Annotated in this window: 19 protein-coding genes and 1 pseudogene; 9 read left to right on the forward strand and 11 right to left on the reverse strand. The window is 71.5% G+C overall.

Going from position 1 to position 23,348, the window contains the following annotated elements; genetic code table 11:
• Nucleotides 1-48 precede the first annotated feature (48 nt).
• Nucleotides 49-1,437 carry a dihydrolipoyl dehydrogenase family protein gene (locus tag BLW76_RS13935; protein WP_167384601.1) on the forward strand — a complete coding sequence of 463 codons (1,389 nt, stop codon included), beginning with the start codon at nucleotides 49-51 and terminating at the stop codon, nucleotides 1,435-1,437.
• A 3-nt stretch (nucleotides 1,438-1,440) separates the two neighbouring features.
• Here the strand turns inward: BLW76_RS13935 and BLW76_RS13940 are convergent, their stop codons facing one another.
• Nucleotides 1,441-3,618, reverse strand: a complete 2,178-nt coding sequence (locus BLW76_RS13940) for a hypothetical protein (RefSeq protein WP_143060622.1) — start codon at nucleotides 3,616-3,618, stop codon at nucleotides 1,441-1,443.
• 267 nt (nucleotides 3,619-3,885) lie between these two features.
• Here BLW76_RS13940 and BLW76_RS13950 point away from each other — a divergent pair, with 267 nt between their 5' ends.
• Together BLW76_RS13950 and BLW76_RS13955 are read left to right on the forward strand one after the other, a co-directional pair.
• Nucleotides 3,886-4,389 carry a DUF3145 domain-containing protein gene (locus tag BLW76_RS13950; protein ID WP_091307039.1) on the forward strand — a complete coding sequence of 168 codons (504 nt, stop codon included), beginning with the start codon at nucleotides 3,886-3,888 and terminating at the stop codon, nucleotides 4,387-4,389.
• 31 nt (nucleotides 4,390-4,420) lie between these two features.
• Nucleotides 4,421-5,014, forward strand: coding sequence for a hypothetical protein (locus BLW76_RS13955; protein WP_091307040.1), 594 nt, complete (start codon nucleotides 4,421-4,423; stop codon nucleotides 5,012-5,014).
• Between the two features lie 55 nt (nucleotides 5,015-5,069).
• Here BLW76_RS13955 and BLW76_RS13960 read toward each other — a convergent pair whose 3' ends face one another.
• The 5 genes from BLW76_RS13960 to BLW76_RS13980 form a co-directional block, all read right to left on the reverse strand.
• Nucleotides 5,070-6,320, reverse strand: coding sequence for a beta-ketoacyl-[acyl-carrier-protein] synthase family protein (locus BLW76_RS13960; RefSeq protein WP_091307043.1), 1,251 nt, complete (start codon nucleotides 6,318-6,320; stop codon nucleotides 5,070-5,072).
• 28 nt (nucleotides 6,321-6,348) lie between these two features.
• Nucleotides 6,349-6,594 (reverse strand): acyl carrier protein, encoded by a 246-nt coding sequence (locus BLW76_RS13965; RefSeq protein ID WP_004559006.1) that lies wholly within the window; start codon nucleotides 6,592-6,594, stop codon nucleotides 6,349-6,351.
• Nucleotides 6,595-6,670: 76 nt separating this feature from the next.
• A complete protein-coding gene (locus tag BLW76_RS13970) occupies nucleotides 6,671-7,654 on the reverse strand; it encodes a beta-ketoacyl-ACP synthase III (protein WP_091307046.1) in 984 nt (327 codons plus the stop codon).
• Nucleotides 7,651-8,574 carry an ACP S-malonyltransferase gene (locus BLW76_RS13975; protein ID WP_091307049.1) on the reverse strand — a complete coding sequence of 308 codons (924 nt, stop codon included), beginning with the start codon at nucleotides 8,572-8,574 and terminating at the stop codon, nucleotides 7,651-7,653. Before BLW76_RS13975 ends, BLW76_RS13970 begins: the two co-directional genes overlap by 4 nt.
• Nucleotides 8,575-8,757: 183 nt before the next feature.
• Entirely contained in the window at nucleotides 8,758-9,972 is a 1,215-nt protein-coding gene (locus BLW76_RS13980; protein ID WP_091307052.1) for a PucR family transcriptional regulator, read from the reverse strand.
• A 117-nt stretch (nucleotides 9,973-10,089) separates the two neighbouring features.
• On the opposite strand from BLW76_RS13980, the gene BLW76_RS13985 reads away from it, so the two are divergent.
• Entirely contained in the window at nucleotides 10,090-10,998 is a 909-nt protein-coding gene (locus BLW76_RS13985; protein ID WP_091307055.1) for an ABC transporter ATP-binding protein, read from the forward strand.
• Nucleotides 10,999-11,003: 5 nt separating this feature from the next.
• Here BLW76_RS13985 and BLW76_RS13990 read toward each other — a convergent pair whose 3' ends face one another.
• The gene (locus BLW76_RS13990; RefSeq protein ID WP_091307059.1) at nucleotides 11,004-12,215 is read right to left on the reverse strand and encodes an IS110 family RNA-guided transposase; all 1,212 of its coding nucleotides are present in this window, start codon (nucleotides 12,213-12,215) and stop codon (nucleotides 11,004-11,006) included.
• Between the two features lie 245 nt (nucleotides 12,216-12,460).
• Between BLW76_RS13990 and BLW76_RS13995 the strand changes: the two genes are divergently transcribed.
• From BLW76_RS13995 to BLW76_RS14010, 4 genes are all read left to right on the forward strand, one after another.
• On the forward strand, nucleotides 12,461-13,675 hold the full coding sequence (locus tag BLW76_RS13995; protein ID WP_244170164.1) for an ABC transporter permease: 1,215 nt from the start codon (nucleotides 12,461-12,463) through the stop codon (nucleotides 13,673-13,675).
• Nucleotides 13,676-13,900: 225 nt separating this feature from the next.
• On the forward strand, nucleotides 13,901-14,677 hold the full coding sequence (locus BLW76_RS14000; RefSeq protein ID WP_091307062.1) for a mechanosensitive ion channel family protein: 777 nt from the start codon (nucleotides 13,901-13,903) through the stop codon (nucleotides 14,675-14,677).
• Between the two features lie 120 nt (nucleotides 14,678-14,797).
• Nucleotides 14,798-15,493 carry an MOSC domain-containing protein gene (locus BLW76_RS14005; RefSeq protein ID WP_091307065.1) on the forward strand — a complete coding sequence of 232 codons (696 nt, stop codon included), beginning with the start codon at nucleotides 14,798-14,800 and terminating at the stop codon, nucleotides 15,491-15,493.
• Nucleotides 15,494-15,546: 53 nt separating this feature from the next.
• On the forward strand, nucleotides 15,547-16,185 hold the full coding sequence (locus BLW76_RS14010) for a nicotinamide mononucleotide transporter family protein (protein WP_086852227.1): 639 nt from the start codon (nucleotides 15,547-15,549) through the stop codon (nucleotides 16,183-16,185).
• Here BLW76_RS14010 and BLW76_RS14015 read toward each other — a convergent pair.
• Together BLW76_RS14015 and BLW76_RS49585 are read right to left on the reverse strand one after the other, a co-directional pair.
• A complete protein-coding gene (locus tag BLW76_RS14015) occupies nucleotides 16,166-17,776 on the reverse strand; it encodes an L-lactate permease (RefSeq protein WP_091307068.1) in 1,611 nt (536 codons plus the stop codon). The two genes, BLW76_RS14010 and BLW76_RS14015, sit on opposite strands and share 20 nt — an antisense overlap.
• 396 nt (nucleotides 17,777-18,172) lie before the next feature.
• Nucleotides 18,173-18,313 (reverse strand): annotated as a pseudogene (locus BLW76_RS49585) (TetR family transcriptional regulator); the annotation flags it as partial.
• On the opposite strand from BLW76_RS49585, the gene BLW76_RS49590 reads away from it, so the two are divergent.
• The gene (locus BLW76_RS49590; protein WP_244170165.1) at nucleotides 18,314-18,586 is read left to right on the forward strand and encodes an SDR family oxidoreductase; all 273 of its coding nucleotides are present in this window, start codon (nucleotides 18,314-18,316) and stop codon (nucleotides 18,584-18,586) included.
• 350 nt (nucleotides 18,587-18,936) lie between these two features.
• On the opposite strand, the gene BLW76_RS14025 is transcribed toward BLW76_RS49590, so the two are convergent.
• Together BLW76_RS14025 and aceE are read right to left on the reverse strand one after the other, a co-directional pair.
• Nucleotides 18,937-20,148 carry an alpha-hydroxy acid oxidase gene (locus BLW76_RS14025; protein WP_091307071.1) on the reverse strand — a complete coding sequence of 404 codons (1,212 nt, stop codon included), beginning with the start codon at nucleotides 20,146-20,148 and terminating at the stop codon, nucleotides 18,937-18,939.
• Between the two features lie 71 nt (nucleotides 20,149-20,219).
• Nucleotides 20,220-23,015, reverse strand: a complete 2,796-nt coding sequence (gene aceE, locus BLW76_RS14030; protein ID WP_091307073.1) for a pyruvate dehydrogenase (acetyl-transferring), homodimeric type — start codon at nucleotides 23,013-23,015, stop codon at nucleotides 20,220-20,222.
• Nucleotides 23,016-23,348: the final 333 nt, after the last annotated feature.

Below are 23,348 nucleotides of genomic sequence, written 5' to 3' on the forward strand. Positions count from 1 at the left end.
GATAGCCGCTGGCTTGCGTGATCCCGCGTAGTGGTGTGACCTGAAGCCATGTCTGGACAGACTTTTGACGTAGTGGTGATCGGCGCGGGTCCGGTCGGGGAGGTGGCCGCCGAACGGGCGGCCCGCGGAGGCCTGAAGGTCGCCCTCGTCGAGCACGAACGCTTCGGCGGCGAGTGCTCCTACTGGGCCTGCATCCCGAGCAAGGCCTTGCTGCGGCCGGGAAATCTCCTCGCCGCCGCCAAGCGGGTGCCCGGCGTGCCGGTCGGCGACCGGGTCGACCCGGCGGCGGTGTTCGCGCGCCGTGACTGGTTCACCGGCAAGGGTGACGACTCGGGACAGGTCGACTGGGCCCGCGGCGCGGGCATCGAGCCGATCCGCGGGCACGGGGAGATCACCGGTGAGCGGGAGGTGACCGTCGGCGGCGACCGCGTGCTGACCGCCCGGCACGCGGTGATCGTCTGCACCGGCAGCGTCCCGAGCACGCCGCCGATCCCCGGGCTCGACACGATCCGGCCGTGGGGCTCGCGGGAAGCGACGTCGGCGTCGTCGGTGCCCGGGCGCCTCGGCGTCCTCGGCGGCGGCGTGGTCGGCGTCGAGATGGCGCAGGCGTTCGCGTCGCTCGGCTCGGAGGTCCACCTGGTGATCAGCGGCCCGCGTCCGCTGCCGCGCAACGCGTCGTTCGCGGGCGACCTCGTGCTGGCGGGCTTGCGCGAAGCCGGCGTCCAGGTGCACACGGATTCGGGTGTTTCCGCGGTCGCCGCCGGCGACTCGGGGACGACGTTGACGCTGAAGGACGGCTCGACGCTGGTCGTCGACGAGTTCCTGGTGGCGACCGGCCGCCGTCCCGCGACCGCCGGGCTCGAGCGCTTCGGCATCGAGCCCGGGCAGCCGCTGGAGACCGACGACACCGGCCGCGTGTCCGCAGTGGACGGTGGCTGGCTGTTCGCGGCCGGCGACGTCACCGGCCGGGCGCCGCTCACCCACCAGGGCAAGTACGGCGCCCGCGCGGCGGGCGACACGGTGGCGGCGCTGGCCGCGGGGACTTTCTCGGAGGCTTCGCCGTGGAGCCGTTTCACCGCGACGGCCGACCACCACGCGGTGCCGCAGGTGGTGTTCACCGACCCGGAGGTGGCGGCGGTCGGCTTGGCGGACGCGCGGCCGGGCTCGGCGGACCGCGTCGTCGACATCGACATCGCGGTGGCGGGTTCGTCGCTGCACGCGGACGGCTACACGGGCAAGGCCCGGATGGTCGTCGACACGGAACGGAACGTGCTCCTGGGCGTGACGTTCGTCGGCCAGGACGTCTCGGAGCTGCTGCATTCGGCGACGATCGCGATCGTGGGTGAGGTGCCGCTGGACCGGCTGTGGCACGCGGTGCCGTCGTTCCCGACGATCAGCGAGGTGTGGCTGCGGCTGCTGGAGGCGTACGGGCTCTGAGGGTCACTGGGCGGGCAGGTCGAGGGCGGCCTTGGCGGCCCTGACCAGGCCGGGATCGTCCGGAGTGGACGGTCCCGGCGCCCAGACGGCCTGCACGAGCCGCACGGAGGAGCCGTCGAGCTTGCTGGCGTAGGCGGCGTTTTCGAAGCGCGGGGCGGTGGCGCCCCACTGGCCGGTCTCGGCGGCGAGGTCGAGGATCCCGCCCCCACCGGGCGTGTCGGCAACGGCCTTGAAGGCGGCGGCCTGGCCGGCATCGGGGAAGTCGACGATCCCGACGGTGACGGCACCGGCCCGGCCGTCGACGGTGGCGGCGTAGCTGGCGCGCTTCACGCCGGAGCAGCTGGTCTGCTGCAGGCTGGTCTGGGCATCCCCGAAGGCGTGCGAAGCACACCGCTGATCAGCGGCGGCGGCGCGAAGGGCGAACTGAAGGCTGCGCACAGGGGCAGTGGAGGGCGGCGTTTTCGAGACGCTGACCGGCGGCGGAGCCGGGGCGGCGGCGGTGCCGTCACCGGTGGTGGCGACGGCAATGGCGGCCACGACGAGGGCGACGAGCGCGCAGATGGCGCCGAGCGGAAGCCAGCGAAGGGTGCGAGACCCGGTGGCGGTGGCGGGTTCGGGGCGCGGGGAGTTCGCCGAGGGCAGGGGGAGTTGCGGGGGGCGTGGCTCGGGGTTTTCGGCTGCGGTGGGGTGGGGGGTGGGTTTGCGGGGGTGCGGGCTCGGTGAGCCGGCTTGGGTGGGGCGTGGCGGTGCGGCGGGTTGCGGAGCGGCCGGCTCGGCTTCGGTGGGGCGTGGCGGTGCGCTGGGTTGCGGAGCGGCCGGCTCGGCTTCGGTGGGGCGTGGCGGTGCGCTGGGTTGCGGAGCGGCCGGCTCGGCTTCGGTGGGGCGCGCTGGCTTGGGTGCGCCGGGTTGCGGTGCTGTGGGGTTGGGTGCCGGCGCGGCCTCGGCGGGGAGGTCGGGCGCGCCAGAGCCGGGGCCGGCTTGCTCGGCTGTGCCGGAGCGGGGTGCCGGGTGCTCGGGGGCTTGCTCGGCCTCGGTCGAGGGAGCGGCAGCCTCGGCCGGGTTGCTGCCGGGCGAGGGAAGGCGGTGGTTTTCGGCGCGCTCGGTCTCGGCGGCGGGGGAATCAGCGGGTTCCGGGAGCTCAGTGCCAGGGAACACCGGCCGCGCTGGGGAGTCGGCGGGGCGCTCCGGTTCCGGGTCGGCAGGCGACGAGAGCACCTCGGCGGGTGGGGAAGCGGTCGCCGAAAGCTCCGGCTCCACCGCGGGTTCCGGCGCTGCGGGTTCCGGCGCTGCGGGCGTCGGCTTGGCTTCGGCCGGAGTCTCGGTCCGCCAATCGGCCGGGCCGGAAACCGCCTTGGTCGGAACCGCAGCCGCGGCCGGATCTACAGCCGGAGCCGGAGCCGCAGCCGCGGCCGAATCTGCAGCCGCAGCCGCAGCCGCGGCCGGATCCGCAGCCGGATCTGCAGCCGCAGCCGGAGCCGCAGCCGGAACCGCAGCTGCCGCACCTCTCACCTCGGCACTTCCTGTGCCGCCCGTCTCCGCGCCATCGTCCCAAAGGGACTCCGGTGGCGTGTCGTCCGTCAAGCGGCTGAAGCCCTCGCCCAGCAGCACCTCGTCCGAGAACTCCGGGGCCGATGGTGCCAACCCGCGGATCAACGCCCGGACCTGGTCCACCGAGCGCGCTCGGTGGGCCGTGGCCAAGGACACCGTTGCCGCCAGCATCGTCGTCGGAGTCGGGTGGAGGACCCTCACCGGGCCTGCCAGGTCCGCTGCCGGCTGGTCCACCGTCTCCACGTACGGGCCCACCGCGATGATCGTTCCCACCGGCGCCGTGCCCGGGACCAGGGTGGCGATTCGCCTTTCGCAGGCCTGGGAAACGTCCAGTGCCTCCGTGGCCGGGTTGACCGAATCGTCGTCCGCGACCAGGGGCCAGCCGTCCGCCTTCCAGGGGCCGCCCAGGGGGGCCTCGAGCCGCAACGCCGGGTCCGGGAGGTCCACGCCGATCACGATGATCACTCCGTGGGGGAGGAGGACCACCGCCTCGATCGGGCGGTCCGCCACCCCGCCGACGCCCACCAGGGCTATCCCGCCGATCACGGTGCTGCCGCGGCCCAGGGACGCCAGTGCCGCCCGGATGTCGTCCGCCACCCGGGACTGCTGCCGCTCCAGGCGCACCAGTCGCACCGCTGTCCTCCCTGCTCGCCGTTCCGGGTCAACACGCTAGCGCGCGCGGCGCAATGATCCGCGCGACACGGGCGCGCCGCGGCCGCTTGCCCTCCGAAAGTGTGCGTCGGGTGACTTGTGGTGTTCATGTGGCCAAACGGCACGGTTGGGGTGCAGAATGTGCTACAACGCATCGGAGGCGGCATTCGGGAGCCGCGCTGAGGCCGCGCTGCAGCTCGGAGTAGGGCGTAGGGGAAGACGTCCCTCGTCGAGCAAGCGGAGGTAGCAGTGAGCACCCGTGGCAGCACCCGAGGTGTGGTGTACGTCCACTCGTCGCCGTCTGCGGTGTGTCCGCACGTCGAGTGGGCCATTTCGGGCACCCTGGGTGCCCGCGTTGACCTGAAGTGGACGGCGCAGCCGGCCAGTCCGGGTCAGCTTCGCGCCGAGTGCGGCTGGCGCGCGCCCGCGGGCACCGGCGCCAAACTGGCGGCCGCGCTCAAGGCGTGGCCGATGCTCCGGTTCGAAGTCACCGAAGAGCCCAGCGCGGGCGTCGACGGCGAACGGTTCTGCTTCGCGCCCGGCCTCGGCCTGTGGCACGGCCGGACCAGCGCCAACGGCGACATCGTGGTGGGCGAGGACCAGCTGCGCGCGCTCGTCACCATGACCCGCGGCGGCGAATCCCTCGCGCACAAGCTGGACGAGCTCCTGGCCGCGAGCTGGGACGAGGCGCTCGAGCCGTTCCGCCACGCCGGCGACGGCGCGCCGGTGACCTGGCTGCACCAGGTCGGCTGAGCCCCGGGACGGGGGCCGGTACGCTTTCCGCGTGACCACCCCCGCCCCCAGCTCTCGCCAGCGCTGGCTGGTGCCCGTCGTGGTCGTGGTGTTGTCCGTGACCGTCGGCGGTGGCCTGCTCGCGCGCGAAATCTACCGGCGGCCCGACCAGCCCGTCGACGACGCCTCCGTCGCGGTGCCGTCGCCGTCGCCGTCGAGCAGCGGCGAGCCCGGTGCGGCCGACGACGTCCGGATGACCGACGACGCCCGAGCCCACCCGCAGGCCGACGCCGTGCGCAAGGTGCTGAAGAAGTACTTCGCGGCCATCAACAGCAAGCAGTACCAGCAGTGGACGGACGTGGTCACCGACGACCGGGCCGCGGGCCAGCCACAGGCCGACTGGCTGAAGGGCGTTCGCACCACAAAGGACAGCGACGCCCTCGTCTACCGGATCGAGCGTTCGCCCGCGTCCTCGCTGCGGGTCCTGGTCGGGTTCACCAGCAGGCAGGCCGTGGAGAACGCCCCGCTGTTCTTCCGCGAGCCGTGCATCAAGTGGCGGCTCGTCATGCCGATGGTGATCGAGGACAAGACCCTGAAGATCGCCGCCGTCGACGGCGGGCCACCGCCCGAGCACGAGAAGTGCTGAACGACGAGAAAGGGGCCCGGCCGAAGCCGGGCCCCTTCTTCGTGTCCGAGCGGGCTCAGGCCGCCGGGGTGAACAGCAGCGCGGTGTTGTGGCCGCCGAACCCGAACGAGTTGCTGATCGCCGCGGTCAGCTCGACCTTGCGCGGCTCGCCCGCGACGACGTCCAGCTGCACCCGCGGGTCGAGGTCGGTCAGGTTCCGGGTGGCCGGCACCAGGCCGTGGTAGAGCGCCAGGATCGTGATGATCCCCTCGACCGCGCCGGCGCCGCCGACGAGGTGGCCGAGCGAGCCCTTCGGCGCCGTCACGACCACGTGCTCGCCGATCGCGTTGCGGATCGCCGCCGCCTCGCCGATGTCACCGACCACAGTGGACGTCGCGTGCGCGTTCACGTGCCCGACGTCGGCCGGGGTCACGCCGGCCATCTTCATCGCCGCGCGCATCGCGGCGATCTGGCCGACGCCCTCGGGGTGGTTGCCCGTGATGTGGTAGGCGTCCGAGGTGATGCCGTGCCCGGCGAGCGTCGCGTAGACGCGCGCCCCGCGGGCCTTCGCCAGGTCCGCGCGCTCCAGGATGACCACGCCGGCGCCCTCGCCGAGGACGAAGCCGTCGCGGCTGGCGTCGAACGGCCGCGACGCGCTCGCCGGGTCGTCGTTGCGCGTGGAGACCGTGCGGGCCTGGGCGAACCCGGCCAGCGTGATCGGGTGGATGCACGCTTCGGCGCCCCCCGCGATCACGACGTCGGCGCGCCCGGAGCGGATCATCTCCACCCCGCTGGCGATGCCCTCGGCACCCGAGGCACAGGCCGAGGCCGGGGAGTGCACCCCGGCCCGCGCCTTGAGGTCGATGCCCACGTGCGCGGCCGGGCCGTTCGGCATCAGCATCGGCACGGTCAGCGGCGACACCTTGCGGAGACCCTGCTGGTGCAACAGGTCGTTCTGGGTGAGCAGGGTGACCGGGCCGCCGATACCGGTGCCGATCGACACGCCGAGGCGGTCGGGGTCGACGTCGGTGTGCTCGTCGGTCGGCTCGCTGTACCCGGCGTCGGCCCACGCCTGCCGGGCGGCGATCAGCGCGACCTGCTCGCAGCGGTCCATCCGGCGGGCCTGGACCCGGGGCAGGACATCGGTCGGCTCGACGGCCAGCTGACCGCCGATCTTGACCGGCAGCTGCAGCTCCTCGACCCAGTCGGCCTCGATCGCGCGAACCCCGCTCGCCCCGGCCAGCAGACCGTCCCAGGTGGACGTGACGTCCCCGCCGAGCGGTGTGGTGGCGCCGAGACCGGTGATCACGACGTCGATGTTGCTCATGGGAGTCTCCTCAAGGAGGGAAGAGGACTTACTTCGAGTTGGCGGACACGTAGTTCACCGCGTCGCCCACGGTCTTGAGGTTGGCGAGCTCGTCGTCCGGGATCTTGACGCCGAACTTGTCCTCGGCCTGCACGGCGATCTCGACCATCGACAGCGAGTCGATGTCCAGGTCGTCCACGAACGACTTCTCGGCGGTGACGTCGTCCTGAGCCACACCAGCGACCTCTTCGACGATCTCGGCGAGGCCGGCGAGGATCTCAGCGTTGTCAGCCATGGGGTAGTTCCCTTCTCGGTCTATCTGGGGGTCTGTTTGTCCCTCGGGCGAGTGCCCGCGGGGAGCGTAACGGTGATCAGGGGCAGACGAACGCCTGCCCGGCGTAGGACAGGCCCGCGCCGAACCCGACCGCCAGCACCAGGTCGCCGGGCTTCGCCGTCCCGGCCTTGCGCATGTGGTCCAGCGCGAGGGGGATGGACGCCGACGAGGTGTTGCCGGAGTACTTGATGTCGTCGGCGACGACCATGTCGTCACGGGCGCCGTTGGCCCGCAGCTTCTTCGCGATCGCCTCGACGATGCGCAGGTTCGCCTGGTGCGGGATCAGCACGTCCACATCGGACGGCTTGAGCCCGGCGACCTCGAGCGCCTGCATCGCGATCGGCGCGATCTTCGTGGTCGCCCACCGGAAGACCGACTGGCCCTCCTGGTAGATGTACTTCTCCTCGCGCATGTAGATCAGGTCGACCAGGTCGCCCGCGCTGCCCCAGGACACCGGGCCGATCTGCGGCTCGTCGGACGCGCCGACGACCGCGGCGCCGGCGCCGTCGGCGAAGATGATCGCGTTGGCCCGGTCGACCGGGTCGACCGAGTCGGTGAGCTTCTCCGCGCCGATGACCAGCACCTTCTTGGCCGAGCCCGCCCGGATCAGGTCCGAGGCGACACCCAGGCCGTAGCAGAAGCCGGCGCACGCGGCGTTGAGGTCGAAGGCGCCGGGGCTGGGGATGCCGATCCGGGCCGCCACCTGCGCGGCGGCGTTCGGGATGAGCGTCGGCATCGTGCAGTTCGGCAGGATGACGGTGTCCACTTCGGACGGCTCGACCCCGGCGTCTTCGAGGGCGGCCTTGCCGGCGGCGACGGCGAAGTCGGTGAGCAGCTCGTCCTTCTCGGCGAACCGCCGCTCGACGATCCCGACGCGCGACTGGATCCACTCGTCGGTGGTGTCCATGATCTTCGAGAGGTCGTCGTTGGTGACGATCTTCTCCGGCTGCGCGCTGCCGATGCCCAGTACGCGGCTGCCGCGGGAGCCGGGGTTGAGGCTCAGGGCGGGTCGGTCGGTCACGAGGCGTCCTCCTGGCGCAGGGCCGCCAGCTCGGCCGGCGTCTTCAGCGCGGTGGTAGTGGTGACGACGCCCTTGAGCTGCCGCTTGACCAGGCCGGTCAGGGTGCCCGCGGGCGCGAGTTCGATCGTGCGGGTGACGCCGAGGCCGACCAGGCCGTCCATCGTCAGGTCCCAGCGGACCGGCCGGGTGACCTGGGAGACCAGCCGCGCCAGGTACTCGGCCCCGCTGGTGACGACGGTGCCGTCCGCATTGGACAGCAGCGGGCGGGTGGGGTCGGCCGGGGTCAGGTCGGCGGCGTGGGCGCGCATCGCCTCCTCGGCGGGCGCCATGTAGTGCGTGTGGAACGCGCCGGCGACCTTGAGGGCGCGGATCTTCGTGCCTTCGAGGGGTTCGGCGACGATCTTCGCGATCGTGTCGGCGGCACCGGAGGCGACGATCTGCCCGGCGCCGTTGCGGTTCGCCGCGGTCAGGCCCTGCCCTTCGAGCCACGCGACGACCTGCTCGGGGTCGCCGAGCATGACCGCGGCCATCGACGTCGGTTCCAGCGCGCACGCCTTCGCCATCTCGGCGCCGCGGACGGCGGCGAGCGCGACGGCGTCTTCGGGCTTGAGCACCCCGGCGATCGCGGCGGCCGCGAGCTCGCCGACGGAGTGGCCGGCGACCGGCGCGTCCGCGGGCACCGGCGCGGTGGCCTGGAGGTGCTCGAAGGTGAGCAGCGACAGCGCGACGATCAGCGGCTGCGCGATCGCGGTGTCCTGGATCTCGTCGGCGTCCGCCTCGGTACCGAGGAAGAGCAGGTCGAGCCCCGCGCGGTCGGACCACTGCGCGACGCGCTCGCGCGCGCCGTCGAGGTCGAGCCAGGGCGTGAACATGCCGGGGGCCTGGGACCCCTGGCCGGGAGCGAGGACTGCTGCTGTCACCCTTCAAGACAACACGGGAGAGGGTGTTTCCCGGGATGCCGACGTTCACAGTGTCTGTGCGGCGTCTTTGTCGGAACCCTCCAAAGAAGCGTGGGAGAAGCTCGCGCGTAACCCGGATGCCTTGTCGGGTTCAATCACCTTTCGCTGTTAAGTCCATCACGTGACGCCCGTCTCGGGAAGGGGTCACCAGAGGCCGCGAGCGCGAGCCAGGCGGCCCACGGTCAGGGCGATCCGCAGCACCAGGGCGTCGCGCGGGTCGGTGGCCTGGCAGCCGGTGAGGTCGGCCGCCTTCCGGAGGCGGTAGCGGACCGTGTTCGGGTGGACGAACAGCGTCTTCGCGCACGTCTCCAGCACGCCGCCGCTCTCCAGGTACGCCTCGACCGTGCGCTGCAGGGTCGGGCCGGCCTCCTCCAGCGGGCGGGCGATCGTGTCCACCAGCAGGCGCTCGGCCTCCGCGTCGCCCGACAGCGCGCGCTCGGGCAGCAGGTCGCCCGAGCGCACCGGGCGGGGCGCGCCCGGCCAGCCGACCACCGCGCGCAGGCCCGACAACGCCTCCGTCGCGCTGTGGTGGGCTTCGGCCAGTGTCGGCACCGTCGGGCCGGCGACCACCGGGCCCTCGGCGAACGCCACCGACATGCGGGTCAGGGCCTCCCGCTCCTTCACCCCGCCCTCGGTGGGCCCGCCGACCACGACGACCAGCCGGGAACCCTGCACCGACAGCAGCACCGGGCGGCCGACGCGGGCCGCGCGGCTGCGGACCTCGAACACCACCGTCGGCGGGTCCTCCGACGGCGGGTTGCCGACCAGCACCGTGGCGGCCGCGGAGGGGTCCCAGCCCAGCGCCGTGGCCCGCGAGAGCACCGACTCCTCGGCGTCGCCGCGGACGATGCCGTCGACGACCAGTGCCTCCAGCCGGGCGTCCCAGGCGCCGCGCGCCTCCGCCGCGGCGGCGTACGAATTCGCCGCCGCGAAGGCGATTTCGCGCCCGTATCGGAGGATTCCCTCGATCAGGGCGGCCCGTTCCGCTTCGTTCGCCGCGAACTCGGGCAGCTGCTCCTCGAAGACCTCGATGGCCAGCCGCACCATGCCGACCGCCTGGCGCAGGCTGATCCACCGCGACAGCTCGGCCGGCGCGTCGCGGAACGCCTCGGTCGTGAGCTTCAGCGCCTCCTTGGAATCCCGCAGCCAGTCGACGAAGCCGGCCGCGCCGGCCTGGGTGATCAGCAGGACGCTCGCGCGCTGGTCGGCGGGCAGCCGGGCGAACCAGGGCAGCCGCCGCTCCATCACCGCGATGCTCGCGCTCGCCAGGCTGCCGGACGCGTGCTCGAGCCGCCGGAGCGTCTTCGCGGACAGTCCGTGGTGCTTCGGCACCCGGCGCGGGGCGGTGGTTCCATCCATGGCGCCCGCGATCCTACGTGCCCGCAACTTTGGTAGCCCCGCGCGGCAACGCGCGAGGGTAGGCGGAGCGTGTACGCACTGCCTAGGATCGGGCCACACGAGAACGGGGGAACCGGAATGACCGGTTTAGAGATCGACGGGATCTCCAAACGCTACGGCGACGTGGTCGCCCTTCGGGAAATGACGTTCGACGTCCGGCCGGGGGAACTGTTCGGTTTCGTCGGCAGCAACGGCGCCGGCAAGACCACGACCATGCGGATCGCGCTCGGCGTGCTGTCCGCCGACGCCGGCGAAGTCCGCTACGACGGCGCGCCGGTGACGCACGAAACCCGCCGCCACATCGGCTACATGCCCGAAGAACGCGGCCTCTACCCGAAGATGAAGGTGGCCGAGCAGCTGACGTACCTCGCCCGGCTGCACGGGATGTCGACGGCGGACGCGCGGTCGTCGACCGGCAAGTGGACCGAACGGCTGGGCGTCGCCGGCCGCCGCGACGACGAGGTCCAGAAGCTCAGCCTCGGCAACCAGCAGCGCGTCCAGCTGGCCGCCGCGCTGGTGCACGAGCCGCGGATCCTGGTGCTCGACGAGCCGTTCTCCGGCCTCGACCCGGTCGCGGTCGACGTGATGAGCCAGGTGCTCAAGGAGAAGGCCGCCGAGGGCGTGCCGGTCGTGTTCTCCAGCCACCAGCTCGATCTGGTCGAACGGCTCTGCGACCGCGTCGGGATCGTCCGGAGTGGACAGATGGTGGCCGTCGGCACGGTCGGCGAGCTGCGCGTCGGCGGCACGACGCGGCTGCGGGTCGACGTCCCCGAGGCCGCCGACGGGTGGGCCGACGGCCTGCCCGGGGTCAAGGTGCTCGGCCGGACGGGCGCGGTGACCGAGCTCGAACTGGGCGAGGACGCCGACGACCAGGCCGTGCTCAAGGCGGCGCTGGCCACCGGGCCGGTCCGCGAGTTCGCCCGCGAGCAGCCGTCGCTGACCGAGCTGTTCCGTTCCGTCGTCACCACCGAGGAGGTGTCCGCATGAGTTTCCTAAGTCAACCCTTCCACTGTGTTGATCTTGGTGGTGGTGTGGTGGATGGCAGGGTCGTAGCAGGTTCTGTCGCGCCAGCAGGCCCAGATGACGCGCAGCCAGGCGCGGGCCAGGATCCGCACCGCGTGGGGGTGGCGTTTGCCTCGGGAACGCGCGTTGTTGTAGATCGTGGCGGCCCAGTTGCTGTCGTGCCGGCTGTTGTCGGCGAAGGTCATCAGGGCTTGCCGGGCTCGGCGGTTGACCGCGTGCCGGAAGTTGACCTGGCGGTGTTTCCCGGATTCCTTGGTGACCGGTGCCGCACCGGTCTCGGCGGCCAGTTGCGCGCAGCCGTTGGCGCGTTCGAGCATGGGGCCGATCTCACCGATGACTTGACCGAGGTTGACGGAGCCGATCCGGGGCAGTCCGGCGATCAGTTCGGCCCAGGGATGCGTCTTGACTGCCTCGGCGATGGCGGCATCCAGTTCGCGGATGGTGACACGCAGGGACCGCACCAGCTGCACTTGGACACCGACCAGCCGGGTGATCACAGTCCGGCCCAGCCGGGAGGCCGCCGCGGGGGCGGTGCGCAGCCGCTCGATCAGCGCACTGCCGGGTCGTTTGCCGGAGTAGCCGTGGCGTTTGCAGAACGCTTCCAGCCGGCCGGCGGTCAAGCGGGCCGCGTCCGCGGGCGTGGGGTAGCGGTCCAGGAAGGCCAGGGCGATGTCACTGTCCAGGCTTGCGAACACGGCTTTCCCGCCGGGCCAGTGCTCATCCAGCAGCGCAGCGAGCTGGTTGACCGCCGCGACGCGCGCTTCGACGTGGTCGGCGCGTTGCCGGGTCAGCGCTTGCAGCTCCAGTGTCTCGGGCAGCGTGGGTGTCAAGGTCCGCAGCTGGTGGCCGTCGGTGCGCAGGTAGTCCGCGAGTTTGAACGAGTCGCCGGGGTCGCTTTTGGCCCGGGCTGCGCCCCAGCGGGGCCGGACGGCGTTGAAGGCGTTGGGGTGTATGGGAATCACGGGGTGCCCAGCAGCCAGCAGCCGGTCCACGACCAGTCCCCGGGTGGTCTCGATCGCTACCGGCAGCCCGGCCGGATCGCCGTGGCGGCGCAGCCTGGCCAGGGTGCCGGCAATTCCGGTTTCGGCGTGGGCCAGCGCCCATCGGTCGGTCCTCGTCCCGGCCTGGTCGATCACGGTCACATCGTGCGAGCCGCTGGCCCAGTCCCATCCCGCGAACACGCGCGCGGTGCTCCTTCTCTGACGGTGAAGGACCCGCTCGGTGGTGAGGACGCTGTCCGGAAGCTCATTAATCGGCCCTCGGCCAGGTCGGGGCATGTTCCTAAGGCCGGTAAAGCGGCCTCGGCCCGGCGGGGCTGGCAGTACTCATGCTGGCCGTCAAGCGGCACGCACGCTAGGCCATGCACCCACCGGGACCGAGTGGTCACAACCCTATCGGTTCGGGCTGCAGAAGGGATGGTGGCCTAATGAGCACCCCGGACGTCCGGATGAGCCCGGCGGCGGCGGTCGGCCTGGTCGCCTCCCGCGAGATCAGCACCCGCGTCAAGTCGAAGGCCTACCGGATCAGCACCGCGGTCACGCTGTTGCTGATCGTGGCCGGCATCCTGGTGATCAAGCTGGTCACCGGCAGTGGCGGCGCCGACTCGACCGTCGGCTACACCCCGGCGACCGCCGGGTTGTCGGCGCCGCTGAAGTCGGGTGGCCAGGCGATCGGCGTGACCATCGACGCCACCGCGGTCGCCGACGAGGCCGCTGGGCGCGCCAAGCTGGCCGACGGCTCGCTCGACGCGCTGCTCACCGGCGACGGCAAGAGCGTGCACGTCCAGGTGAAGAAGGACCTCGACGGCAAGCTGAAGGACGTCCTGCAGGTGCTGGCCCAGCAGGTGGCGGTGACCCAGCAGGTCGCCGCGCTGGGCGGTGACCCCGCCCGGTTCGAGGCCGCGGTCGCCTCGGCGAAGTTCGTCGAGGACCCGCCCCTGGAGCAGCCGTACGACTACAACGGCCAGCAGCTCGTGCTGGGCATCATCGCCGGCATCCTCATCTACATGTCCTTGCTGATGAACGGCCAGATCGTCGCGCAGGGCGTCGTCGAGGAGAAGACCTCGCGGGTGGTCGAGCTGCTGCTGTCGACGATCAAGCCGTGGCAGCTGATGGCGGGCAAGGTGCTCGGCATCGGGGCGGTCGGGCTGATCCAGATGGTCGTGATCGGCGTCGGCGGGCTGGTGGCCGGGCTGGCCATGGACGTGCTGACGATCTCCGTCTCGGCCGCCGTGGGCACGGTCGTCTGGCTGATCGTCTGGTACCTGCTCGGGTTCTTGATGTACTCGATCGTGTTCGCCGCGCTCGGGGCGCTGGTCTCGCGGCAGGAAGACGTCGGCGGCGTGACGACGCCGGCGCTGATGTTCGTGATCGCCGGGTACGTGATCGGCATTTCCGTGCTGCCGTCGGATCCGGGCAACACGTTCGTCGAAGTGCTTTCGGTGATTCCGGTGTTCTCGCCGACGCTGATGCCGATGCGGCTGGCGATGGGCGGAGTGCCCGTTTGGGAAGCCGTGGTGTCGGTGGGGCTGGTGGTGCTGTTGATTCCGGGGCTGATCTGGTTCGCCGCGCGGATCTACCGGAACGCCGTGATGCGCACCGGCGCGAAAGTGAAACTCCGCGACGCCCTGCGCGCGGCCTGACGCTGATCCGGCAGTGCTTGTCTGCCGAAATTGCTCGAGGCCGCCCGGCGCTTGCGGTTTACGCTGCGCCGGACGGCCTCGTCTCCCCGGTCCCCACCGGTAGAACCAGTATGGCCACGGGTGATCTTCGCGCGCCAGTCGTCTCACTCGATCGTGGGGCGCACGAGTTGCCGCCCCTGGGTACTTGATCGACGATCCGGTGCAAAATCCGTGGAGGGAGTCGGTATGGGCGAGCAACTGAAGGACGGGCTCGGGCAGGCGTGGGCCATGGTGGCCACGTTCGTCCCGAAACTCGTGGGATTCCTGATCATCCTGCTGATCGGCTGGCTGATCGCGAAAGCCGTCTCGAAAGGGCTGGCGCTCGTGCTCGGGAAAGCCGGTTTCGGGAAACTGGTCGAACGGACCGGGCTGAGCGGAAAGGTCGGCCAGCAGAAGATCGACGCGACCGGGATCCTCGTCAAATTGGTCTACTACTTCATTCTGCTCATCGCGCTGCAGCTGGCGTTCGGCGTGTTCGGGCCGACCAACCCGGTGAGCCAGCTGCTCAACGACATCATCGCGTTCCTGCCGCGGATCGTGGTGGCGCTGGTGCTCGTCGTGGTGGCCGCGGCGATCGCGAAGGTGGTGCGGGACGTCGTCGCGTCGGCGTTGTCCGGCCGCGGGGCGGCGCGCCCGCTGTCGATGGCGGCCTACTGGCTGATCATGGCGTTCGGCATCATCGCGGCGCTCGGCCAGGTGAACATCGCGACGGCGATCACCGGCCCGGTGCTGATCGCGGTGCTGGCGACGATCGGCGGCGTGATCGTCGTCGGCTTCGGCGGTGGCCTGATCAAGCCGGCCCAGGACCGCTGGCGCGGCTGGCTGGCGAACATGGAGCACCAGCTGGAGACGCCGGCCCAGCGCACGGGCGAGATGGGCACCGGCCCGGCGGCCCCGCGCGCGATGGCCGGCGCGGACAGCACCCCGACGCCGCCGGTCGGCACCCCGCGCCCGCAGGCCTGACCGGTGCGCCGGACGTCATGAAAGAGTCGTTCATGACGTCCGGCGCACTGAAAGAGTCGTTCCTGGCATCGGGCCCGGCGGTCGGGGAAGCCGCCGGGCCCGCGCCGTTACGCTCACCGCGTGGGGGTCGTCGCGGCGCTGTGGCGCTATCCGGTGAAGTCGATGGCCGGCGAGCGGCTGGCCTCGGCCGAAGTCGGCGAGCGCGGCTTCGACGGCGACCGCCTGTACGCCGTCCGGGATCCCGACGGCAAGTTCGGCAGCGGCAAGAACACCCGCCGCTTCCGGCGGATGCCCGGCCTGAACACCTTCGCCGCGCGCTACGACGGTGACGTCCCGGTGGTGACCCTGCCGGACGGCCGCACGGCCCGGGGCGACGCCGACATCGCGGCTGCGCTCGGCCGCCCCGGCGTCGCACTGACGAAGGAGGCCGACGTCCCGCACCACGACGAGGCCGCCGTCCACCTGGTGACGACGTCGTCGCTGGCCTGGCTGGCCGAACGGGCACCCGGCGCCGAGATCGACGCGCGGCGGCTGCGGCCCAACATCCTGCTCGACACCGGCCCGGCGCCGGAGCTCACCGAAGACGCCTGGGTGGGGGAGCGCGTCCGGATCGGCGCGGTCGAGCTGGAGGTCCTGCGCAAGGCCGTCCGCTGCGTGATGGTCGACCTGCCCTGGGACGGCCTGCCCGCCGCGCCGGGTCTGCTGAAGAAGATCACCGGCATGACCCTCGGCGTGCACGCGCGGGTCGTCCGCGGCGGTGTGCTCCACCTCGGTGACGTCCGAACCGTGGGATGTTCCGCCCCTCACACTCCCTAGGGAATGCGTCCGACGGCGAGCATGTTGGAGCGGGAGGACGAAAGGGGCGTGACGTGGACTTCCTGCTGCACCACGGGATCACCGTGCTCGGCCAGTGGATTTCGATCGCGGAGCTCGCCGGGCAGGTGTTCGCGCTCGCGGTCGTGTTCCTCGCGCAGCGTCGCACCCTGTGGACGTGGCCCGTGCAGGTCGGGGCCACCGTGCTGCTGTTCGCCGTCTACGTCTCCGCGCACCTCGGCGGGCTCGCCGCGCGGCAGGTCGCCATCCTCGCCATCTCCGTCTACGGCTGGTGGGCCTGGACGCGCCGCCAGGACCCGGTGTTCGGCGTCGTCGTCCGCAAGGGCAGGCTCGCCGAACGGCTGGCCATGATCGGCGCCTTCGTCGTCGGCACCACGGTGATGGCGCTGGTCCTCGACGCGCTGAACGCGTCCTGGGCGCCCTGGCCGGACGCCGCCATCTTCGTCGGCACCCTCGTCGCCTTCGGGGCGCAGGGGCTCGGGCTGGTCGAGTTCTGGCTGGTCTGGCTGGCCGTCGACGCGATCGGCGTCCCGCTGCAGATCTCGTCCGGGCTCTACTTCTCCGCCGCGATCTACATCGTGTTCGCCGGGCTCGTCGTGCACGGCTGGTGGAGCTGGAACCGCTCGGCCCAGCGGGTCGCCGCCCGGCCCGGGGTCACGGCAGCATCCAGCTGAGCGCCGCGGTGCTCTGACCCCACACGATCAGGCACATCACCAGCAGCAGCCCGATGCTCCACGGCAGGACCTTCCGCAGCAGCTTCCCCTCCTCGCCGGGCAGGTTCGCCGCCACGCAGGCGATGGTGAGGTTCTGCGGCGAGACCATCTTGCCGAGGACGCCGCCGGAGCTGTTCGCCGCGGCCAGCAGGTCCGCGGGCAGGCCGGTCTGGTGCGCCGCCGTCACCTGCAGGGCGCCGAACAGCGCGTTGGCCGAGGTGTCGGACCCCGAGACGGCGACGCCGAACCAGCCCAGCACCGGGGAGAGGAACGCCAGCCCGGCGCCCGCGGCGGCGATGAACGTGCCGATCGTGGTCGTCTGGCCGGACAGGTTCATCACGTACGCCAGCGCGAGCACGCCGGTGACGGTGAGGATCGCGAACCGCAGCTCCTTGACCGTCGCCAGCCACTCGCTCGCGGCGCCGCTCGCCTTCACCGCCAGGATCGCCGCGGTGATGACGCCGGCCAGCAGCACCAGCGTGCCGCCGGTGTTGAGGAACGGCAGCGAGAACGTGTTGCCGGAGACCGGTTTCCCGTTCGGCGCGGCGACGTTCAGGCCGGGCCAGTGGAACTTCCAGGTCGCCTTGTCCAGCAGCCGCTTGACCGGCGGCAGCACGGCGATCGAGAAGATCACGATGATGAGCAGGTACGGCAGGTACGCCTTGACGACGTCGTTGCGAGAGTCCTCCGGCGGCGCTTCGGCCGTCGCCGTCCCGCCGGTGCCGATCCGGACGGCTTCGGGCACCGGGCGGCGGGTGTGGGGGAGCGCCACGAGCGCGGCCGCGCCGGCCAGCGCGGCGCCGATGTCGGCCAGCTGCGGTGAGACGTAGTTCGAGGCGAGGAACTGCACGAGCCCGAACGCGACACCGCAGACGAGCGCGGGCAGCCAGGTGTCGCGCAGGCCGCGCTTGCCGTCGACGATGATCACCAGCAGCAGCGGCACGACGAGCGCGAGCAACGGCGTCTGGCGCCCGACGATCGAGGAGACCTCCTGCAGCGGCAGGCCGGTCACCTGGGCCAGCGTGACGACCGGGGTGCCCATGGCGCCGAACGCAACCGGCGCGGTGTTGGCGACCAGCGCGACGACGGCCGCCTTGACCGGGTGGAACCCGACGGCCACCAGCATCACGGCACTGATCGCGACCGGCGCGCCGAACCCGGCCAGCGCCTCCATGAGCGCGCCGAAGCAGAACGCGATGATCAGGGCCTGGATGCGCGGGTCGTCGGAGATCCGGCCGAACGAGCGGCGCAGGACGTCGAAGTGCCCGGTCCGCACGGTGAGCCGGTAGATCCACAGCGCGTTGACGACGATCCACATGATCGGCCACAGCCCGAACGCGGCGCCCTGCAGCGCCCCGGAGACGGCCTGCACGACCGGCATCCCGTAGGCGGCGATCCCGACGACGAGCGCGACGAGCAGCCCGAGGAGGGCGGCGTGGTGCGCCCGCATCCGGACGACGCCCAGCAGGACGAGGACGGTGGCGAGCGGCAGCACCGCGACGAGCGCGGACAGCCCCAGCGAGCCCAGCGGAGTCAGATCCTGGACGAACACGGGCGACCTCCGTTTTCCACGATGCGAAAACGGCCTTTCGGCGGGTGCCCGAGATCTTCGTCACAAACCAGGCGGTCCGTCAAGAACTTGAGACCAGTTGGCCCAATGTGTCAGGACTTGACCGGCCGGGACAGCACGGCGAGCGCGGTCTCGGCGATCGCGCGGATCCCGGTCGGCTCCACGCCGCCCTTGCCCAGCGCTTCGAGGCCGCGCAGGACCGCGAGCACGAGCGGCGATGGCCGGTACGTGGTCGCCGAGCCGCCGGTGGGCCGTGTCGTCGGGGCCGTCGAGCTGATGCCGCACGCCGTCGGTCGACTCGGTGCAGTAGTGGTCGTAAACGCGCAGGTAGAGCGCGTGTTTGTCGCCGAAGGCGCCGTAGCGGCTGCCCTTGCCGAGGTCGGTCGCGGCGGCGATGTCGTCGACCTTCGTGCCGGCGTAACCGTGCTCCCAGAAGTGGTCCCTGGCCGCGCGCAGGACCGCTTTCTCACCGGCATCGGGCTCGCCATCGCGAAGCGGTTCGCGGCCGAAGGCGCGCACGTGTTCATCACCGGCCGCCGCAAGGAGGTCCTCGACGACGCCGTCGCCGAGATCGGCGGCAGCGTGACGGCGGTCCGGGCGGACTCGGCGAACCTGGCCGACCTCGACGAGCTCTACCGCGCGGTGGCCGAGCGCGGCCGCGGGCTGGACGTCGTCGTGGCCAACTCTGGCGGCGGGAGCTTCGCGCCGTTCGGCGAGATCACCGAGGAGCAGTTCGACACCACGTTCGCCACGAACGTCAAGGCCGCTCTTCGGTCCACCGGCTGCCGGTAGGCCGTGCGAGGTTCGACTGTGCCCCAGCCGGCAGGCTCGCCGGCGCCTGGTTGTGCACAACCAGGCCGGGGTGTGGACAAGCGGGCCGCCGGCGCGCCCGATCCCCGATTTCTGTCAGGCCGCCTCGATACGCTGGAAGCGGGGGCAGCCCCCAGGGAGGGCGGGCCGCGCCGGGGGCCCGGTGGACGAGGACGGGCAGCAGGACCTGGTCGACGGCCTGGTGGCACAGGTCCCGCTGGGCCGCCTCGGCGACCCTCGGAAATCGCCGCCGCGGCGCTGTTCCCGGCCACCGGCGAGTCGAGCTTCGTCAACGGCGTCGAGTTCTTCGTCGACGGCGGCCAGGCGCAGGTCTAACGCAGGGTCGCGTGAGAGGGCTTCAGGTCGGCGAGGGTGCGGACGCCCAGCAGCTGCATCGTGCGGACCATCTCGGTGCGCAGGATGTCGACGCAGCGCTGGACGCCGCGCTCGCCGCCGGCCATCAGGCCGTACAGGAACGCGCGGCCGATCAGCACGGCGTCGGCGCCGCGGGCGATCGCCGCCACGATGTCGCCGCCGGACAGGATGCCGGTGTCGATCCAGACCTCCGCGCCGCCCTGGATCTCGTCGAGCACCGCCGGGAGCAGCTCCAAGGGTGTCGGGGCGCGGTCGAGCTGGCGGCCGCCGTGGTTGGACAGCAGCACCGCGTCGGCGCCGTGCTTGACGACGTCGCGCGCGTCCTCGACGTTCTGCACGCCCTTGACCACGAGCTTGCCGGGCCAGGTGCGGCGGACCCAGTCGAGGTCGTCGTAGTTCAGCGTCGGGTCGAACAGCTTGTTGAGCAGCTCGGCGACGGTGCCGTCGAAGTGGTTGAGCGACGCGAACGTCAGCGGCTCGGTGGTGAGCAGGTTGAACCACCACGCGGGGTGCAGCGCGCCGTCGAGGAACGTCTTGAGGGTCAGCGCCGGCGGGATGGTCAGGCCGTTGCGGACGTCGCGCAGCCGCGCGCCGCCGACCGGGGTGTCCACGGTCAGCATCAGCGTGTCGTAGCCCGCCGCCCACGCGCGATTCATCAGATCTTCGCCGGCGCCGTGGTCGCGCCAGACGTACAGCTGGAACCACTTGCGCGCGTCCGGCGCCGCCGCGGCGAGGTCCTCGATCGACGTCGTCGCCATCGTGGACAGGCCCATCGGGATGCCGTTGCGCTGGGCGACGCGGCCGACGGCGGCCTCGCCCTCGTGGTTCATCATCCGGGTGAAACCGGTGGGGGCGAAGGCGAACGGCAGTGCCGACGTCTTGCCGAGGATCTCGCGCGAGGTGTCCACATCGGACACTCCGCGTAGCACGTTCGGGTGGAATTCGATGCGGCGGTAGGCCTGCCGGGCGCGGCGGAGGCTGTCTTCGAGCTCGGCCGCGCCGTCGGTGTAGTCGAACGCCGCCCGCGGGGTGCGCTTGCGCGCGATCATCCGCAGGTCGGCGATGGTGTGGGCGTTCGCCAGCCGCCGGTCCGTCGGGTTCAGCACGATCGGCTTCGGCCGCAGGATCTGCTGCAGCTCGCTCGGCTTCGGCAACCGGCGCTTCGTCACGTCACCACTCCCTACATGCACGGGACCCGGCAGACATCGGATGTCTGCCGGGTCCCGAACCTAGCACCAGGTCACGCGTTCCCGGAATCCGACGTCTGCGGCCCGGCGGCCGCGATGTCGTCGAGCCGGTACTTCGTGGCCGCTTCGAGCACCTTCGCCTGGTCGACCTCGCCGCGCTTGGCGAGGATCGACAGCGCCCCGACCGTGATCGACTCGGCGTCGACCAGGAACTTCCGCCGCGCCGCCGGCCGGGTGTCGGAGAAGCCGAAGCCGTCCGTGCCCAGCGTCAGCATGTCGGTCGGGACGTACGGGCGGATCAGGTCCGGCACCGCGCGCATCCAGTCCGACACCGCCACGACCGGCCCGTTGGCGCCCTTGAGCGCCTCGGTGACGTACGGCACGCGCGGCTCGCTGCCCGGGTAGAGCAGGTTGTCGTGGTCGATCTCGACGGCTTCGCGCCGCAGCTCCGTCCACGACGTGGCCGACCACACCGCGGCCCGCACGCCCCACTCCTCGGCCAGCTTCTGCTGCGCCTTGAGCGCGTCCGGCATCGTGACGCCCGAGACCAGGATCTGCACCTCGGGCCCTTCGCCCTCGGGGGCGTCGGCGTACTTGTACAGACCCTTCAGCAGGCCGTCGACGTCGAGGTTCTCCGGCTCGGCGGGCTGCTGGTACGGCTCGTTGTAGATCGTCATGTAGTAGAAGACGTTCTCGCCGTTGCCGTCCGGGCCGGTCTCGCCGTACATCCGGCGCAGGCCGTCCTTGATGATGTGCGCGATCTCGAACGACCACGCCGGGTCGTAGGCGACCGCGGCCGGGTTGGTCGCCGCCAGCAGCAGCGAGTGCCCGTCCGCGTGCTGCAGGCCCTCACCCGTCAGGGTGGTCCGGCCGGCGGTGGCGCCGAGGACGAACCCGCGGGCCATCTGGTCGGCGGCGGCGTACAGGCCGTCACCGGTCCGCTGGAACCCGAACATCGAGTAGAAGATGTAGATCGGGATCATCGGCTCGCCGTGCGTCGCGTACGACGTGCCGACGGCGGTGAACGACGCCGTCGAGCCGGCCTCGTTGATGCCCTCGTGCAGCAGCTGGCCCTTCTCGGACTCCTTGTAGGCCAGCATCAGGCTCGCGTCGACCGACGTGTACGTCTGGCCGTGCGGGTTGTAGATCTTCGCCGTCGGGAACATCGAGTCGAGGCCGAAGGTGCGGGCCTCGTCCGGGATGATCGGGACGACGCGCTTGCCGATCTCGGAGTCCTTCGCCAGCTCGCGGACCAGCCGGACGAACGCCATCGTGGTGGCGACCTCCTGCTTGCCGGAGCCCTTCCGGATGCCCTCGTAGACCTTGTCGCCGGGCAGGACCAGCGCCTTGGCGGCCTTCGGACGGCGTTCCGGCAGGAAGCCGCCCAGCGCCTTGCGGCGGCCGATCATGTACTCGATCTCGGGCGAGTTCGCGCCCGGGTGGTAGTACGGCGGCAGCTTCGGGTCGCGCTCGAGCTCTTCGTCGCTGATCGGGATCCGCTGCGAGTCGCGGAACAGCTTCAGGTCGTCGAGGGTGAGCTTCTTCATCTGGTGCGTGGCGTTGCGGCCCTCGAACGCCGGGCCCAGGCCGTAGCCCTTGATCGTGTGGGCCAGGATCACCGTCGGCTGGCCGTGGTGCTCCAGCGCCGCCTTGTACGCCGCGTACACCTTGCGGTAGTCGTGGCCGCCGCGCTTGAGGTTCCAGATGTCGGCGTCGGAGAGGTCCTTGACCAGGTCCTTCGTCCGCGGGTCGCGGCCGAAGAAGTGCTCGCGGACGAAGGCGCCGTCGTTGGCCTTGTACGTCTGGTAGTCACCGTCCGGGGTGACGTTCATCAGGTTGACCAGCGCGCCGTCGCGGTCGGCGTGCAGCAGCGAGTCCCACTCGCGGCCCCAGATCACCTTGATGACGTTCCAGCCGGCGCCGCGGAAGTACGACTCCAGCTCCTGGATGATCTTGCCGTTGCCGCGCACCGGGCCGTCGAGCCGCTGCAGGTTGCAGTTGATCACGAAGGTCAGGTTGTCGAGGCCCTCGCCGGCGGCCACGTGGATGAGGCCCCGCGACTCGGCCTCGTCCATCTCGCCGTCGCCGAGGAACGCCCAGACGTGCTGGTCGTCGGTGTTCTTGATGCCGCGGTCGCGCAGGTAGCGGTTGAACCGGGCCTGGTAGATGGCGTTCATCGGGCCGAGGCCCATCGACACCGTCGGGTTCTCCCAGAACTCCGGCATCAGCCGCGGGTGCGGGTACGACGGCAGGCCGCCGCCCTCACCCGCGTGGCTGAACTCCTGGCGGAAACCGTCGAGCTGCGACTCGGACAGGCGTCCCTCGAGGAACGCGCGGGCGTAGATGCCGGGGGAGGCGTGGCCCTGGATGTAGATCTGGTCGCCGCCGCCGGAGTGGTCCTTGCCGCGGAAGAAGTGGTTGAAGCCCACCTCGTAGAGCGCGGCCGAGGAGGCGTAGGTCGAGATGTGGCCGCCGACGCCCACGCCGGGACGCTGCGCGCGGTGCACCATGATCGCCGCGTTCCAGCGGATCCAGGCGCGGTAGCGGCGCTCGATGTCCTCGTCGCCGGGGAACCACGGCTCGTTCTCGGTGGGGATGGTGTTGACGTAGTCCGTCGAGGTCAGGGCCGGGACGCCGACGTTCCGCTCCCGGGCCCGCTCGAGGATGCGCAGCATCAGGTACCGGGCTCGCTGCTGCCCGCCCCTTGCCAGGGCCTCGTCGAAGGAGTCCAGCCACTCGGCGGTCTCCTCCGGGTCGATGTCGGGCAGGTGCGCCGCCAGTCCGTCACGGATGACGCGTACGCGTGCCGGGGTCTCCTTGCCGGAGGCGCCGTCGTTCTGCGGGGCCAAGGGGTCTCCTTGCGAAAGGTTGTAGCCGGTGGTGCTCGTACGCGGGGGTGTACGACTCTCCATCGTCGTCTTCCGTCCCGGCTTCCGCACCGCTACTTGGCGGTAACATAGGCCGACCCGGTCGAGTCACTCCCAGCGCGCGGTGTATCGCGCGCGCGTTTTCTTCCTCCCCACCCTAGGGGACGACCCCCGGCGGGGTGGCAGACCGGGGGTCCGAGGCACCCGAAACGCCGTCGCGGAGGGCCGGTCGCGGGCCGTATCCTGCGACACGAGTTGTCACAGATCCGGTGTGGACGGTTGCGCGCGGAGCCTCACCAGTGTTCGCTATCGGCA

Source organism: Amycolatopsis tolypomycina, assembly GCF_900105945.1.
GTDB classification, from domain to species: Bacteria; Actinomycetota; Actinomycetes; order Mycobacteriales; family Pseudonocardiaceae; genus Amycolatopsis; species Amycolatopsis tolypomycina.

Coding starts and splice junctions, on each gene's coding strand:
- BLW76_RS13935 (WP_167384601.1), top strand. CDS start 49: ATGTCTGGACAGACTTTTGACGTAGTGGTGATCGGCGCGGGTCCGGTC.
- BLW76_RS13995 (WP_244170164.1), top strand. CDS start 12,461: ATGAGCACCCCGGACGTCCGGATGAGCCCGGCGGCGGCGGTCGGCCTG.
- BLW76_RS13965 (WP_004559006.1), bottom strand. CDS start 6,594: ATGGCTGACAACGCTGAGATCCTCGCCGGCCTCGCCGAGATCGTCGAA.
- BLW76_RS13980 (WP_091307052.1), bottom strand. CDS start 9,972: ATGGATGGAACCACCGCCCCGCGCCGGGTGCCGAAGCACCACGGACTG.
- BLW76_RS14000 (WP_091307062.1), top strand. CDS start 13,901: ATGGGCGAGCAACTGAAGGACGGGCTCGGGCAGGCGTGGGCCATGGTG.
- BLW76_RS13960 (WP_091307043.1), bottom strand. CDS start 6,320: ATGAGCAACATCGACGTCGTGATCACCGGTCTCGGCGCCACCACACCG.
- BLW76_RS13985 (WP_091307055.1), top strand. CDS start 10,090: ATGACCGGTTTAGAGATCGACGGGATCTCCAAACGCTACGGCGACGTG.